The following is a 15,122-nucleotide window of genomic DNA, read 5'->3' as shown; positions in this document are numbered from 1 at the left end:
TTCTGACTGAAAATTCTTAGGGGGACTGAGATGGTAACCCGAGCGCCAAGCGCATTACCGGCAGAGATGCTCCGCCAAAAATGTGATCCTGCAATTCTTCAAGTTGGCAGAACCGAGAGTGCTGGCGAAGAACGACTTGTCGGGCAGGAACGCGCACTTCGCGCCTTGCGGCTGGCAGTCGAGATTCGCCACGAGGACTTCAACCTCTTCGTGCTGGGGCCGAAAGGTACCGGGCGTCATACAGCGGTCGAACAAGCCCTGCGCGCTCATGCTGAAACCCGTACCCCCCCTTGTGATTGGGCATATGTCAACAATTTCGACACTCCGCACAAACCGAACGCGCTCAAACTACCGTTTGGCATGGCGAGTCGTCTGAAAATCGAGATGGAGAGCATAATCGACGATCTGGCCGCAGACGTGCCAGCCCTTTTCGAATCCGACGAGTACCAAACTCAGAGGCGGTCGATTGAAGAGGAGTATAGCGATCGTCACGAACAGTCGATGGCCGATCTCACCGAGCGCGCCCGCGCGGAGAATATCACATTGATCAGGACACCAATGGGTTTCATGGTCGCCGCCACTCGCGACGGGCAAGTCCTGAAAACCGAGGATTTCAAGAAGCTGGCCAAAGACGAGAAAGTTTACATTGAAGAAAAGGTGGAAAGCTACCAGGATGAACTTTCCGAGATCCTGAGAGATGCCTCAAAACTGGAACGTGAACACCGCGCGCGTGTCGTTGCCCTGAATGCCGAGATGGCGGAGCGCGCGGTTTCTGGCAGGATCAGCGAGGCGGAGGTGGCCCTAAATCAGATTGAAGGCGCTACGAAATATCTTGCCCGGGTTCGAAAAGACATGATCGAGAACCCCGAAATCTTTTTGCAGGCTGCGTCACGGAGGCAAGCCGGCCCCTTTCCTGAAGCAGTTGGAAAGTCGCATCTGGACCCGATCTTCCGCCGTTACGAGGTCAACGTTATCGTCTCCCACGACCCAGAGAAGGACTCTGCCGCGCCCGTAGTTGTAGAGGACCTTCCTACGCTGGAGCGGCTGGCCGGGCGGATTGAGCACTTATCCCAGATGGGCTCACTGGTTACGGATTTTTCGCTCATACGTCCCGGGGCGCTGCACCTCGCGAATGGGGGGTACCTCCTTGTCGACGCGCGACGACTTCTCGGCGAACCCTATGCTTGGGACGCGCTGAAGCGTTGCCTGAAGAAACGATCCATCTCAATTACCTCTCTTGCGGATCGGATGAGTCTTTTCTCAACGACGTCGCTGGAGCCAGAACCTATTCCTCTCGACGTGAGGGTGGTTCTTGTTGGCGACCGTATGTTGCACGCCCTGCTTGTCGCACTGGACTCGGAATTTTCCGAACTTTTCAAGGTGCAGGCGGATTTCGAAGGCGCCGTGGAACGTAGCGACGAAACCTTGGCCGGCATAGCATCAATCATTCGCGCCTTCGTCCGGCAGAACCACCTGCTTCCGATATCAGATGTTGGCACCGCCAGGCTTATGGACGAAGCCACGCGGATCGCCGACGATGCGAGGAAGCTGACGCTGCGATTAGGCTTGCTGACGGACCTCCTGCGCGAAGCGGAACACTACGCTCGCGCGGATGGAAATTCGACAATTAATGACGTCGACATTGAACGCGCCGTGCAGGAGCGCGAGCGGCGTGCCTCGCGCGTGCAGGAACGGTTTCAGGAAGCGATTTCACGGCGAACAATACTGATCGACTCCGATGGCAAAAGGATTGGTCAAATAAATGGGTTGTCCGTAATCGAGACGGGCACGCATAGGTTTGGCAGGCCGTCGCGGATCACAGCGCGGGTCCGGCTGGGAGCGGGAAAGCTGATCGACATTGAGAGAGAGGTCGAACTCGGCGGCGCTCTTCATTCCAAAGGTGTGATGATTCTGGCTGGGTATCTCACGTCAACCTTCGCGCTCGACGTGCCCTTTTCTTTGCAGGCCAGCCTTGTTTTTGAGCAGAGCTATGGCGGGGTCGATGGCGACAGTGCGTCCTGCGCGGAACTCATTGCCTTGCTTTCGGCGCTTTCAGGTAGGGCGCTCAGGCAAGACCACGCGATTACCGGATCAGTCAATCAGCTAGGCGAGGTGCAGGCAATTGGCGGCGTAAACGAGAAAATCGAAGGCTTCTTCGATGTCTGCGCCGAGCGTGGCCTGACGGGGAACCAAGGGGTCATTATCCCCGCGTCGAATATCGAGCATCTTATGTTGCGTGACCGTGTCGTCGATGCAGTTAACAATGGCACCTTCCGGATCATCCCGATCACGACCGTGGACGAAGGCGTCGAAATCCTGACCGGCTGCCTGGCAGGGGAAAGAGAAGATGGCGGCAATTTCCCAAACGGAAGCGTGAATGCCGAAGTCGAAGAACGGCTTCGCGGCTTCGCGAAGGATCGAAAGGCTTTCGCGTCGCGCAATGACTCGAGCGAGGCTGGGGATCGGTGATGAATGAAAACGCTTTGCCCGAGAGCCATCTTCTGGTCGCAGGCATCAGCCTTGCCGATGTGGAGGCGACAATGTCGTTCGCCCGATTGATACTGGAACGACTACAAGTTGTGCCGGCGGGACTTCTCGTCGAAATGAGGATTTCAAACTTTGCAACCGGTACGGGACACAGGATCGTCTCCAAAGGCGGTGCGCTTCAGGACATTCCTTCCGATGAGAAACTGCAACAAGTCTCAAAAAGCGAAGCGCGCGCACTAAGGACCCTAATGTCCCAGCTTGCTGCCGAGCGGTCCACTCGTTGGAGCTGCGAGGTCGCCGAAGGCGATCTTGTGGCCTGCGCCTGTGCCGCCACAGCGGGGGATGACGTCTTGCTGCTTTGTCAACGTCCGATGCTTGGGTTTAACGGCAAAGTTTTACTTCTGGGAGCGGCGAAAATACACTCGGCGACCGCTTTGAATTTAGCGCAGGCACTCGCCAAAGCGTCTGAGACTTCGGTCCTTGAGATCGAGGCGGGGGATGTGGACGCAGAAGAAATTTTTAGTCGAGTGGATCGAAGCCGTACCGCGGCGATTGTTGTCGATCTCAACGTGGGGCCACTCACGAGCGAAGAAGACCTCAGGCGACTGGTTTCTGCGGCACGCTGCCCCGTTGTCGTCATCGGGGCCAACCGGACAAGGCACCCTGCCCTGGTCGAAGATGCGGATGGTCAAGGATTGGGAGTTTGAGCGCATGGTTGAAGGCGGTCTGATTTTCGCACGGACCGTTCATACCTGGATGTCCACGTTCTACAAAATTTCAGTTCAAAGCGTACGTGTGCCAAGTGAGGACCTTTCGCTCTTTTTAGATGATGGCGCAGTTAGGACCAATGACTGGAACGGGCTCGGAGCAGACGTTCGGCAGAATTCAGTGAATGACTGCTCTGCGGACAAACCCGCCGCTCAGATGTACCCGCATTTTCGATTTGAGCCAAAGTTACCAATTTTTACTACGGTCAAGACGAGCGCGGCGCAAAGCAGAGGCAGCATCCGCTTCGAGCGGCATATGGTTTGCGGTGGAGATGTCATTCTCAATGAGGCCGATGTCGCGCAGGTCGCGTTCTTTTAGGCGGCTCAGAGAAGCAGCCTGCACCCGGCGTGCGCGGATTTCTACAACGTAGGACCAACCCCAGTGTGCGAACCGGCGTAGGGAGGAAGTGATTTGTGTGGTAGAAAAGGTTGTGTTGGTGTTGAAGGTTGTCATCTTTTCGATCCTCATTGGATGGTTTCGAGATGCCCTGAGCTTGCCGAACTTGTCCGGTTTGCGGCTAGTGCAGATCATGAACTGCCTCCAGTACAGATTGTGAACTGGATGGGTGCGCCTCAGATCGTGTAGTCTTGATCCAAAGGGAGATACGCGCATGAAAACACAGCCATATGGAATAGTCTGCTCGATCTCGCATGCCTGCGAAGTCCTCGAACCGCGTTGGACGATCCCGATACTTTCGGAAATGTGGGCTGGTTCCACCCGCTTCAACGACATCAAACGCGGTGTTGGCAACATCTCACCGGCACTATTGACCAAGCGCCTCAAGGAGCTTGAAAAACAGGGGTTGATCGAACGAATTGAAGATCCTGCAACTGGCCAGGTGGATTACCTTCGCACTCAGCGCGCAATTGATCTCGAACCCGCCCTGTTGGCGCTTGGAGAATGGGCGCAGTGTAACATTGAGGCGAGGCAAGCTCTACAGGACACGGACGTATCTACCTTGATGTGGCAAATGAGGGGGTTGATCTCCACAGATCAGTTGCCAAACCGCCAAGTAGTCATTCAGTTTAGGTTCAGTGACCCGAACCTGGAGTACGATACATACTGGGCGTTGATCAGGCCAAAGATGGATGTTGAAATATGCTCCAGCATTCCCGGATTTGACGTTGACCTTTACGTAGAGACCGATCGCATTTCACTCGCAGCCATCATCATGAATCGCACCACAATTTCACGTGAATTGGATGCTGGTCGGCTTTTCCTGAGCGGTGACGCGCTGTTGGCCCGCACGATGGATAAATGGCTTTACCACCGGACCAACCTTGAACCACACAAGGTTAAACTGCTTGATGAGGACTCAACGCCAATGGAGACCCACGACGCATTCAGAGCAAGAGCCTAACCTGCGAATAAATGCATTTGACGGCATATATGGGCTCGAGGCAGTCATCCGAGTCTTTCAGTCAGATGACGGCTTAGGAACGGATAGCGGTCATTGTTGGTGGTCATTCCGAGGATTTTCGCCTGAAGGTCTGCATTGAACGGCAGTGGACGTTCGCTGAAATCTGCTGAACAGCAGAGTTGCGGACGAAGCGGACGCTTCCCGTTCTTTCGAGAGGGTCCGCACCTGTAGCTAACTCTCTTCCAATGGCTTCATAAGTTGAAAGACCTGCTGGCGCATCCATTTTGCCATCGGATTTTCATCAGATCTTTTGTGCCAAATCGCGATGATCAAGGCAGGAGCGATTTCGAACGGTGGCGTGAAATGTTTAAGGTCAAATCCTATCGAGACCTTTTGGGCCAGTTGCGTCGGCACCAGCGCGATAAGATCGCTTTCGCTGACGGTTCTGCACACGCCCGAAAACACCGGCAAAGTCATGGCGACCTGACGTTTTCGTCCGACCTTTGCCAAGGCTGCATCCCCCATGGCCGACATTTTGCCCTCAGGAGAAAACAGGACATGGGACAAGTCGCAAAAAGTTTCCAAAGACATTTCACCGCCGCTAACAAAGCTTGAAAGCGCGGGATTTGTGGCTCTGCCAATGACGGAAAAAGACGAATGGAACAGAGGTTCGTGATTTATCCACTCTGGCAGTTCCGTATCCGGAATAAGGGCGACGTCGGCCTGATATCGGTCAAGGCTTTCGACGTAATTGTAGGGAACCAGATCGACCAACTGGGCGGTTATTCCCGGTGCATTATGACTGAGGTGGGCGCCAAGCGCTGGCATCAGGAGTTCTGCAAAGAAATCGCTTGCCGAGATTTTGAAGTTGCCCTGTGCCTGCAGAGGATCGAAATCGTCGGGTGGGGTTAGCAATCCTTCCAGCCGGTTGAGTTCTTCGCGCAAGCCATATTTGATCGAAGCGGCGAAATCGGTTGGGACCAACTTGTTCCCATGTCGGACAAACAGGGTGTCATCTAAGGAATGTCGCAGCCGGTTCAGGGCATTGGACACCGCAGATTGCGACAACCCCAGCCTTTCGCCGGCCTTAGTCGTCGACCCTTCGCGAAGAATAGCGTCCAGAATTCTGAGCAAATTAAGGTCAAGCGTTGCGAAATTCACGTTGGTGATACCCTGTATTTTGAACTTTCGTTGGAGTGATACCGAATAATCCCGGTAAAATGAAACCAACGAAAGCGCTTTCGTTTCATCTCAAGAACGGGGACTGAAACGATGAAAGATTTGATGACTGATGACGCCACTATCGAATGGCTTGGCGTCCGTTACAATACCATCCTGACGGTGGAAGAAACCGGTGGGGCCATGTCGATCGTCGACAGCCTGTCGCCCGTCGGCAGCGGACCGCCCCGCCACGTTCATCACAATGAAGACGAAACATTCGTAATGATCACGGGAACCTGCAAAATCTGGATCGAAGGGATCGAGACGATTGCGGGTCCGGGGGAAAGCGTCTTCATCCCGCGCGGAAAGGAACACACATTCAAGGTGATCGGCGACGAACCGTCTCGCCATCTCGTTATTCTGACCCCGGGCGGCTTTGAGGGGTTCTTTCAGGACATGGCGGATGGACAGTGCCAAATCCCCGAGGATATGCCGGTCATCGAAGCCTCTGCCACCAAACACAACATGACCTTCACCGGTCCGCCATTGGATTGAGCTCCATGAACAAGCACATTGTATATCACATTCCAGTTTGCCCATTCTCCCAACGGCTCGAAATCCTTTTGGAACTTCGCGGTTTGCAGAACGCGGTCGAGTTCAGAGTTGTCGACATCACCAAACCACGTGACCCCGAGCTCTTGCGAAAAACCCGTGGGACAACCGCCCTGCCGGTATTGGAAACGGAAGAAGGTCACATCATCAAGGAAAGCTTGGTGATCCTGCGTTATCTTGATGAAGTTCTGGAGGGGCCACGGCTTCGCCGCGCCGATCCTCGCGAACATGCGATCGAAAGCATGCTGATTGCCAAAGAAGGCCCCTTCACCATGGCGGGCTATATCTATGTCATGAACCAGGACCGGGCACAGAAAGAGGCCCACAATGACAAATTGCTCTCACTGTACCGGGACCTGAATGACTTTCTGATGGAACATAACCCGGATGGGACCTTCTTGTTTGAGGAGTTCGGTTTGGCCGAAGCCGTATTTGCGCCTGTCTTCAAACGCTTCTGGTTCCTGGATTACTACGAGGGTTTTGAGCTGCCTGTCGGGCCGGAATATGCACGTGTCAAAAAATGGCACGCCGCTTGCATGGCCCACGAGGCCACAGGCCAGGTCAACGAAGAAGAGATTGTCAAACTGTACTATGACTATGCATTGGGCGCGGGAAATGGTGCGCTGGTTGAAGGACGATCTGTGTCCAGCTTTGCCTTCCAACCTGAATGGCAATCGCGCCCTATGCCACCACGCGACAAATATGGAACGTCGGCCACCGACGTCGATTTGGGGCTTGTCGATATTGGCGCAATCCTCGCTGATGCCAATTCCGATCAAACTTACGCCCACCCGACATCTGGCTAACGAATGCCAATTCGGACATCTGTCTAGCTGTACCAGCCGGATAGGTGTCCGATTTGGGCTCGGTGCGGTCATTCGCAGAATTTTCGTGAGCGTCTGTTTTGCGGACAAAGCCGATCTTCGGTCCGATCCAAGAAACTGGAGGTTCTGGCCCATAGCCGCCATCCATCGATACGACGAATTGCTGCGTTTGCATTCCGCCTTGCAGGCATTCGCATTCGATCGACGCCTAACGGTCTCGCGTTCACAGGCATCCGAATTGCATCAGACTATCAGATGCGCTGGTTCCTGAAACAAAGTAAAAAAATATAGCATTTTTTCAGAATACTTTTACCATGTGGTCAAATTTGGGGGAGGATGAATGCTCGACATTATCATCAGACAAGCCCGCCTGCCAGATGGCCGAGGGCCGCTGGATATTGCGATCAAGGGTGGCCGCGTCGCAGAAATTGCCCCCAAGATCGAGGCTGAGGCGGGCGAAGAAATCGGTGCGGCTGGGCGCTTGGCTTCACCCCCCTTTACCGACCCACACTTCCATATGGATGCGACCCTGAGCCTAGGATCGCCTCGCATGAATGTCTCGGGGACACTATTGGAAGGCATTGCGCTTTGGGGTGAGCTGAAACCCCTGCTGACACCTGAAGCAGTGATTGACCGCGCCATGCGATATTGCGACCTTGCCGTATCGCAAGGGTTATTGGCTATCCGTTCGCATGTGGATGTTTCATCCGCACCTTTGGTTTGCGTTGAAGCGCTGTTGGAGGTCCGCAAGCAGGTCGCCCCCTATATTGATCTGCAGCTGGTAGCATTCCCGCAAGATGGTCTTTACCGCGCAGAAAACGCGGAAAAAAACCTGATCCAAGCCCTTGATTTGGGTGTCGATGTGGTGGGCGGCATCCCGCATTTCGAACGCACGATGTCGGAAGGTGCCCGGTCGGTCAGGAGACTTGCCGAGATAGCGGCGGACCGAGGTCTGATGCTGGATTTGCATTGCGATGAAAGCGACGATCCAATGTCGCGACACGTGGAAACATTGGCCTATGAGACCACGCGCCTTGGGCTTGGCGGGCGGGTAACGGCAAGTCATGTCACCGCGATGCACTCGTATGACAATTACTATGCATCGAAGCTAATTCCGCTGATCGCAGAAAGCGGCATGAACATAGTGCCCAATCCTCTCATCAATATCACGCTGCAAGGCCGCTCGGACACCTATCCACGCCGTCGGGGTCTGACCCGAATTCCAGAGCTGCGCGCGGTAGGTGTGAATGTCGCCTTCGGACAGGATTGCACGATGGACCCATGGTATCCGCTTGGCTCCGCCGACATGTTGGAAGTTGCTCATATGGGCGTGCACGCCGTGCCGATGACATCCCGCGAAGCGATGGAGTGGGCGTTTACTTCCGTTACTCAGAATGGCGCCAAAGCAATGGGCTTGCCCGACCCGACGATTCGCGAAGGCGGCCCTGCCAATATGGTTGTGCTGCAAGCGCAGGACCCGATTGAAGCTGTTCGTATGAAAGCCACCCGGCTTGCCGTTATCAAAAACGGAAAGGTGCTGGCCCGCACAGAACCACGAATGGCCGCGCTTTCTTTGCCCGGCCGTCCCACAACCCTGGATCCCGCAGATTACGCGCCCAGGCCCAATACTCAGGAAGCTCGATAACAAGAAGAATTGCCACCAACAGAAGAGGATCTACTAATGAAACTCACCACAACCCGCCGTCAACTGATGGTCGGCGCTGCGGCAACGCTGGCCCTGCCGGCTTATGTCCGTCGCGTGAATGCACAATCTGCGACCCGCGTCGCCGGAGTGCACATGTCTCCGGTCGAAAATGCGTGGAACAGTCGCATCCATGTGGCTATGCAGGAGGCCGCAGATGCTGGTCTGATTGAGTATGAGTTTTCAGAAGGTGTCGCTCCGACCGACTATCCCCGTGCGATGCGTGAATATGCCGAAGGTGGTGCGCAAATCATCTGGGGCGAATCTTACGCTGTGGAACGCGAAGCGCGCGAAGTGGCGGGTGATTACCCCAACACCGCATTTCTGATGGGGTCTTCCGGCGGGCCGGAAGGTGACAATTTTGGTGTCTTTGGCACCCGCAACCACGAGGCAGCCTATCTGGCCGGGATGCTCGCGGGCCAAATGTCAGAAAGCAATGTTTATGGTTCGGTCGGTGGCTATCCGATCCCCGAGGTGAACCTGTTGATCAATGCTTTCCGCATGGGCGTAAGCGAAGTGAACCCAGACGCCACCTTCGTCAACGGCTTTATCGGTGCATGGTTCGATCCGGCCCGCGCGCAGGAAGCTGCGATTGCCCAGATCGATGCGGGCGCGGACATTCTGTTTGGTGAGCGCATTGGCACTGCGGATGCGGCCCAAGCGCGAGGTGTGAAGGCCATCGGTTCACTCATCGATTATACGCCGCGATACCCGGGCACGGTCTTTGCCAATGCAATCTGGAATTACGGTCCGACCATCCAGGCCATCGTGGCGGATGTTCAGGCCGGTAATCCAACGGGGCGCAATTACACGGAATATTCCTTTATGGCGCATGGCGGCAATGAGCTGATCTATGTCGCCGATGAAGTACCCGCCGACGCCATTCCGGGGATGGAGGCCAAACAGGCCGCAATTCAATCCGGTGAATGGGACGTTCCGATTGATGAAAGCGAGCCCTCCTGATCCCGAGGGCTTTAACGTGACCGATGCCACAGCTCTTGCAGCTGCCATCACGGCAGGGCAGATCTCTGCCTGCGAACTGATGGAATCCAGCCTTGCCGCCTGCCACGCACGCGCGGATTTGGGGGCCGTGGTATATCTGGACGAAGATATGGCCCGCGATGGGGCAAAGGTTGCAGACACTTTGCCACCAGACCAGCGCGGGCCATTTCATGGGGTTCCGTTTTTGGTGAAAGACCTCGGCGGTTTCGCAAAAGGGCTGCCTGCGGCGGCAGGATCCGCGGCAATCCGTGCGCAATGTCGTAAGCCCGAAAGTGACAGCCACCTGCTGCGACGTCTTCGCCGAGCCGGCCTGATCCCTTTCGGCTTAACCTCAACACCCCCGTTTGGCCTTTCCCTGACATGCGAACCCGATGGCATGGCTGCGACCCGCAATCCATGGAACCCCGTGCTGACACCCGGTGGTTCATCCGGTGGCGCCGCAGCCGCGGTTGCTGCTGGTATTGTTTCAATTGCTCATGCCACGGATGCAGCCGGGTCCATCAGGGCTCCCGCTGCGTGTTGCGGCTTGACCGGGCTCAAGCCTTCTCGTGGCGCGGTGCCCGGAGGCCCTGATTTTGCCAATCACCTGATGGGCATTGCGTCTGAGCTGGTCCTTGCGCGGTCGGTCCGCGACGTAAAGACCGCCTTTGACGCGGTAGCCCAGCCCATGGCCCCGGTATATCTGCCAGAACGCCCCCGCGTCGCATTGGCATTGCCGGAGCGTTGCGGTGCTGACCAGCGCAAGGCTGCGAAAAGTGCTGCCGACGCGCTGCACGATGCAGGCTGTAAGGTGTGCGATATTCATGCCCCCGACCAATTGGGGGATGAGGCTCACGCAATCGCCCGGACCATACTAGCTGTTTCCTTGGCCGAGTGGCTGACTGCACTCAGGATCTCTGATGATAGGATTCCACCACTTGCCGCGACCATGGCCGCCGAGGGCCGTGCGACACCGGCCACAGCGCTTTTTGCGGCCTCACGACAGCTCGCACGTCTGACAAATCGATCTCGCAAGCTTTTCAAGTCTGCCGATGCTGTCCTGATGCCGATCCTCTCGTCTGCACCGCCCGTTGTAGGCACTTTGGATCTGTCCGGCTCCTCCCCAGACGATCACATGGCGCGGCTCGAGGCTTTTGCCCCGAACGCCGCACTTGCAAATGTAGCGGGCTTGCCAGCTTTGGCGCTGCCTTTTGGCATGGCAAATGGTCTTCCACTCGGCATTCAGCTGATTGGTTCCCCCGGCTCGGATTTTGCGCTCCTGAAACTTGGCGCACTTATCGAAGCCCGCGCGCCCGCAATCCATTTTCCGCACCCAATCGCAGGCCTGCCCGCATGACCAAGGTTCTGGAACTAAACGGCATTACCAAGCATTTCGGAACGCTTACCGCAAATGACGATGTGACCCTCACACTAGAAGAAGGGGAAATTCTTGCTCTGTTGGGCGAAAATGGTGCGGGTAAGACGACGCTGATGAATATCCTGTTCGGCCATTACGCAGCGGATAAAGGCTCTGTCAGGGTGTTTGGCAAAGAGCTGCCCCCGGGTCTGCCACGTGCAGCGATCGAGGTGGGTGTGGGAATGGTACACCAGCACTTCACGCTTGCGGGCAACCTCACGGTTCTTGAAAACGTAATGCTTGGTTCCGAACCGCTGACGCGCACCCGTTCTGCTCGTGGCGAGGCGCGCAAGAAATTGTTGCAGATCTCAGAGCGGTTCGGCCTGCCTGTAAATCCAGAGGCCAAGGTTCGGTCGCTTTCCGTTGGTGAACGTCAACGGGTCGAGATTCTGAAAGCGCTCTATCGCGACGCGCGTATTTTGATTTTGGATGAACCTACTGCCGTTCTAGCCCGGCCCGAGGCGATACGCCTGTTCGAAACGCTGCGCGATATGACGAAAGAGGGCCTCTCGCTTATCTTCATCAGCCACAAGCTGCATGAGGTCATGGCAGCCTCTGACCGTGTGGCGGTGCTTCGTGGCGGCAAGATAGTTGCAGAACGCAAAACACCTGAAACCACACCTGAAGAGTTGGCGGAACTGATGGTTGGCCGCAGGGTGGAGCGTCCCGTACGTCAAGACCATGAGATTGGAGCGCCAGTCCTGATCGCAAACGATGTGAGCGTGGAAGAAGACGGTGAGTTGCGGCTGGATGATGTGTCTTTCGCTGTCCATGCCGGTGAAATCCTTGGTATAGTTGGCGTTTCAGGCAATGGTCAGTCCTCCCTCGGAGGGCTGCTGTCAGGATTGGTACATCCAAGTGCGGGTCAGTTAACACTCTTGAACGAAGATATCGGCCATCTGGGTCCGCGCGGCATGATCCGCGCGGGCGCAGGCAGGGTGCCTGAAGACCGGCATGCAGAAGGCGTTGTGAGCGAATTGAGTTTGTGGGAAAACGCGGTGCTTGAGCGCTTGCGCACACCGGAATTTTCGCACCGCGGCTTTGTTCGACAACGCGCCGCCCGGGATTACACTGCGGGACTGATCGAACGTTTTGATATCCGCGGCGCCAGCCCCGACACGCGAACAAGGCTGCTGTCCGGCGGCAATATGCAAAAGCTGATCCTTGGCCGGGTCCTGACCAATGGGCCGCGTTTTGTGCTCGCAAACCAGCCGACGCGTGGTCTTGATGAAGGGGCAATTGCCTCGGTTCATGCCGAGCTTTTGGCAGCACGGGCCGAAGGTGCCGCGATCCTGCTCATCTCGGAAGAATTGGAAGAAGCTGTGGCCCTGTCAGACCGAATACAGGCCATCGTAAAAGCTCGCTTGTCAGAACCGATATCCGCTGATGAAGCCGACCCACAACGCCTTGGCCTGATGATGGCAGGTGTCTGGAAGGAAAATGATGATGCGGCTTGAACGACGCTCACATGTGCCGCTGCACCTTGCGATCATTGCGCCACTGGCCGCGATCTTTACTGCATTGCTTTTGGCCGCAGGTCTCATCGCTGCTGCTGACGTAAATCCGCTAACGGCTTATGGCGAAATGGTGAATGGCGCATTCGGCTCGCGCCTTTCCATCGCCGAGATGCTGACCCGCGCCACTCCGCTTATCTTTACTGGGCTTGCCGCAGCTGTCGCCTTCCGAGCGCGACTTTGGAACATCGGGGCCGAGGGACAGTTCTTTGTTGGGGCGCTGATCACCGCTTGGATCGGTCATTCACTTGGGGTTCCAGGGTGGATCGGTGTTCCGATCTTGATGTTGGCAGGCATGGCGGCGGGCGCGGCCCTGTTGGCAGGGCCTGCCTTTTTACGCTTGCGTTTCGGCGTAGATGAGGTGGTGACAACCCTGCTGCTCAATTTCATCGTGATCCTTTTCGTTGGCCTCATGATTGAGGGTCCTATGCGTGATCCGCTGGCATTTGGGTGGCCCTCTTCGGTGCCCGTAGACGGGGATTACCGCCTTCCGGATCTGATCCCCCGTACACGTCTTCACATCGGGCTGCTTGTTGCAATCGCTGCAGCAGGCGCTGTTTGGCTGATCCTTGCGCGTACTGTTTTTGGTGCTGAAACACGCGCCGCAGGCTTAAACGCCAGTGCCGCTGTCTTTGCCGGAATTTCCCTGCCCCAAACGATCATGGGTGTGGCCCTGCTTTCGGGCGCGCTGGCAGGGCTTGCGGGGTCTGTCGAAGTCATGGGGGTCACTGCGGGGGTCACCACCACCATGAGCCCCGGATTTGGTTATGCGGGCATTGTCGTCGCTATGCTCGCCGCTTTGCATCCGGCCGGAGTGGTCGCTGCCGCTGTTTTTGTCGCCACCGTCTTTGTCGGGGCCGATGCCATGAGCCGTGCGACAGGTGTTCCCAGTTTCATTGCCGATGTGATCGTGGCGCTGTGCCTGCTCACCATGATCGTGGCCCTTCTTTTCACAACCTACCGGGTGCGCCGATGAGTGATGCAATTGATCTGCTGATGAATACCAGTCTTTGGGCTTCCGTGCTGCGTATTGCGACACCGCTCATATTTGGTGTTCTTGGCGCGTTGCTTTGCGAACGTTCGGGCGTGCTCAATCTGGGAATCGAGGGGATCATGACCATGGGGGCGATGAGCGGTTGGCTTGTAGTCTACATGGGCGCACCATTGCTTGTAGGCCTCATTATTGCAGCGCTATGCGGCGCGGTGATGGGATTGCTTCATGCCATGCTGACAGTTCCACTTGGGCTTTCGCAACACGTCTCAGGGCTGGGCATAACGCTGTTTGCATCTGCTTTGGCCTATTACCTGTACAGATTGCTTGTTGAAGTGGGAGATCTGCCCCCGACGATCGAGGCCTTCCAGCCGCTCAATGTTCCAGGGCTGTCCGATCTACCCATTCTGGGTCCAATTTTGTTTTCCCAGGCTCTACCGACCTATCTGGCGCTCATTGCGGTGGCTGTGATGGCCTACGTTCTTGCCCGCACGCCGTTGGGGTTGGCCATTCGTATGACCGGTGAGAACCCTCATGCGGTTGAGGCGCAGGGGCTGAACCCGATCCGTATCCGTATCGGCGCGGTTGTTGTCGGGTCGGCTTTGATGGCGGTGGGCGGGGCCTTTCTGACCACAACGGCGTTCAACAGCTTTTTCCCGGGCATGGTGCAGGGGCGCGGTTGGATCTGCATTGCATTGGTTGTCTTCGCTGGCTGGCGGCCCGGTAAGGCTCTGATTGGCGCGATGTTGTTCGCTTTCTTCGATGCCTACCAACTGCGATTGCAGACAACGGTTGAGGGTGTGCCATATCAGTTGTTCCTTATGGCGCCGTATGTACTTTCGATCGTTGCGCTCGTCCTTGTCGCCCGCAGAGCCGAAGTACCCGCGGCGTTGATGGCACCCTACCGACGCGGTGAACGTTAGTGGCATATGTTCGAAAATATTGGCCAGGAAACGAAAAAATCATCAGAATAAACATCTACTCGACCAGACAATGAAGTGCTGGGCAAGAGACCTTAATCACAATCCGGAAAACTCTGCACAATATCTATTTTTTCAATCTCCGGCGTCATTCACTCGCGCAGATTAAAATCCGGTTTCAAGGTCACTTGAATGTCTGCTTCCGACTGTTCGAGCTTACAGGCTCATGCACGCAGCAAATGGTCGGTTTCCGCCCTAAAACGACAAATGCTGCGCTCATAACCTACGTCGCCTTTGGGCTCGGTACGGACTTTCGCTCGATCAAGGGGAACGTATACATTGCGGAGGAAGCTGCCATGCGCAGCGTTGCTGCATGTGAAGGGCA

At 56.1% G+C, this 15,122-nt stretch carries 13 protein-coding genes; 12 read left to right on the top strand and 1 reads right to left on the bottom strand.

All coding sequences use genetic code 11. The annotated features are described in order from the left end of the window. Positions 1-30: 30 nt before the first annotated feature. The 4 genes from AC2FNV_RS05965 to AC2FNV_RS05950 all read left to right on the top strand — a co-directional run bounded on the left by AC2FNV_RS05965 (position 31) and on the right by AC2FNV_RS05950 (position 4,615). Positions 31-2,469, top strand: a complete 2,439-nt coding sequence (locus AC2FNV_RS05965; RefSeq protein ID WP_170606369.1) for a Lon protease family protein — start codon at positions 31-33, stop codon at positions 2,467-2,469. Next, on the top strand, positions 2,469-3,194 hold the full coding sequence (locus tag AC2FNV_RS05960) for a hypothetical protein (protein WP_170606367.1): 726 nt from the start codon (positions 2,469-2,471) through the stop codon (positions 3,192-3,194). Before AC2FNV_RS05965 ends, AC2FNV_RS05960 begins: the two co-directional genes overlap by 1 nt. A gap of 4 nt (positions 3,195-3,198) precedes the next feature. Beyond that, the gene (locus AC2FNV_RS05955; RefSeq protein ID WP_170610783.1) at positions 3,199-3,573 is read left to right on the top strand and encodes a hypothetical protein; all 375 of its coding nucleotides are present in this window, start codon (positions 3,199-3,201) and stop codon (positions 3,571-3,573) included. A gap of 292 nt (positions 3,574-3,865) precedes the next feature. After that, positions 3,866-4,615 carry a winged helix-turn-helix transcriptional regulator gene (locus AC2FNV_RS05950; protein ID WP_170606363.1) on the top strand — a complete coding sequence of 250 codons (750 nt, stop codon included), beginning with the start codon at positions 3,866-3,868 and terminating at the stop codon, positions 4,613-4,615. 231 nt (positions 4,616-4,846) lie between these two features. Here the strand turns inward: AC2FNV_RS05950 and AC2FNV_RS05945 are convergent, their stop codons facing one another. Beyond that, a complete protein-coding gene (locus tag AC2FNV_RS05945; protein ID WP_170606361.1) occupies positions 4,847-5,776 on the bottom strand; it encodes a LysR family transcriptional regulator in 930 nt (309 codons plus the stop codon). Between the two features lie 111 nt (positions 5,777-5,887). Here AC2FNV_RS05945 and AC2FNV_RS05940 point away from each other — a divergent pair, with 111 nt between their 5' ends. From AC2FNV_RS05940 to AC2FNV_RS05905, 8 genes are all read left to right on the top strand, one after another. Continuing rightward, positions 5,888-6,331, top strand: coding sequence for a cupin domain-containing protein (locus tag AC2FNV_RS05940; protein WP_170606359.1), 444 nt, complete (start codon positions 5,888-5,890; stop codon positions 6,329-6,331). Between the two features lie 5 nt (positions 6,332-6,336). Next, positions 6,337-7,194 (top strand): glutathione S-transferase family protein, encoded by an 858-nt coding sequence (locus tag AC2FNV_RS05935; protein WP_170606357.1) that lies wholly within the window; start codon positions 6,337-6,339, stop codon positions 7,192-7,194. 358 nt (positions 7,195-7,552) lie between these two features. After that, entirely contained in the window at positions 7,553-8,857 is a 1,305-nt protein-coding gene (locus tag AC2FNV_RS05930; protein WP_170606355.1) for an amidohydrolase family protein, read from the top strand. Positions 8,858-8,893: 36 nt separating this feature from the next. Then, positions 8,894-9,877: a BMP family protein gene (locus AC2FNV_RS05925; protein WP_170606353.1), complete on the top strand. Its 984-nt coding sequence runs from the start codon at positions 8,894-8,896 to the stop codon at positions 9,875-9,877. Continuing rightward, the gene (locus AC2FNV_RS05920) at positions 9,858-11,252 is read left to right on the top strand and encodes an amidase (protein ID WP_170610781.1); all 1,395 of its coding nucleotides are present in this window, start codon (positions 9,858-9,860) and stop codon (positions 11,250-11,252) included. The genes AC2FNV_RS05925 and AC2FNV_RS05920 overlap by 20 nt, the downstream gene beginning before the upstream one ends. After that, entirely contained in the window at positions 11,249-12,769 is a 1,521-nt protein-coding gene (locus tag AC2FNV_RS05915) for an ABC transporter ATP-binding protein (protein WP_170606349.1), read from the top strand. The genes AC2FNV_RS05920 and AC2FNV_RS05915 overlap by 4 nt, the downstream gene beginning before the upstream one ends. After that, entirely contained in the window at positions 12,759-13,802 is a 1,044-nt protein-coding gene (locus tag AC2FNV_RS05910; protein WP_170606347.1) for an ABC transporter permease, read from the top strand. Before AC2FNV_RS05915 ends, AC2FNV_RS05910 begins: the two co-directional genes overlap by 11 nt. Beyond that, positions 13,799-14,740 (top strand): ABC transporter permease, encoded by a 942-nt coding sequence (locus tag AC2FNV_RS05905; protein ID WP_170606345.1) that lies wholly within the window; start codon positions 13,799-13,801, stop codon positions 14,738-14,740. Before AC2FNV_RS05910 ends, AC2FNV_RS05905 begins: the two co-directional genes overlap by 4 nt. The last annotated feature ends 382 nt before the right edge of the window (positions 14,741-15,122 follow it).

The organism is Ruegeria sp. BHSA163 (assembly GCF_059613365.1).
The sequence above is the reverse complement of the archived record's forward strand: the minus strand, read 5'-3'. Positions and strand labels throughout refer to the sequence as shown.

Bases quoted from the DNA above. Each gene is read 5' to 3' on its own strand.
- AC2FNV_RS05935 (WP_170606357.1), top strand. From the start codon at position 6,337: ATGAACAAGCACATTGTATATCACATTCCAGTTTGCCCATTCTCCCAA.
- AC2FNV_RS05925 (WP_170606353.1), top strand. From the start codon at position 8,894: ATGAAACTCACCACAACCCGCCGTCAACTGATGGTCGGCGCTGCGGCA.
- AC2FNV_RS05940 (WP_170606359.1), top strand. From the start codon at position 5,888: ATGAAAGATTTGATGACTGATGACGCCACTATCGAATGGCTTGGCGTC.
- AC2FNV_RS05920 (WP_170610781.1), top strand. From the start codon at position 9,858: ATGAAAGCGAGCCCTCCTGATCCCGAGGGCTTTAACGTGACCGATGCC.
- AC2FNV_RS05905 (WP_170606345.1), top strand. From the start codon at position 13,799: ATGAGTGATGCAATTGATCTGCTGATGAATACCAGTCTTTGGGCTTCC.
- AC2FNV_RS05960 (WP_170606367.1), top strand. From the start codon at position 2,469: ATGAATGAAAACGCTTTGCCCGAGAGCCATCTTCTGGTCGCAGGCATC.
- AC2FNV_RS05965 (WP_170606369.1), top strand. From the start codon at position 31: ATGGTAACCCGAGCGCCAAGCGCATTACCGGCAGAGATGCTCCGCCAA.
- AC2FNV_RS05910 (WP_170606347.1), top strand. From the start codon at position 12,759: ATGCGGCTTGAACGACGCTCACATGTGCCGCTGCACCTTGCGATCATT.
- AC2FNV_RS05955 (WP_170610783.1), top strand. From the start codon at position 3,199: ATGGTTGAAGGCGGTCTGATTTTCGCACGGACCGTTCATACCTGGATG.
- AC2FNV_RS05950 (WP_170606363.1), top strand. From the start codon at position 3,866: ATGAAAACACAGCCATATGGAATAGTCTGCTCGATCTCGCATGCCTGC.
- AC2FNV_RS05930 (WP_170606355.1), top strand. From the start codon at position 7,553: ATGCTCGACATTATCATCAGACAAGCCCGCCTGCCAGATGGCCGAGGG.
- AC2FNV_RS05915 (WP_170606349.1), top strand. From the start codon at position 11,249: ATGACCAAGGTTCTGGAACTAAACGGCATTACCAAGCATTTCGGAACG.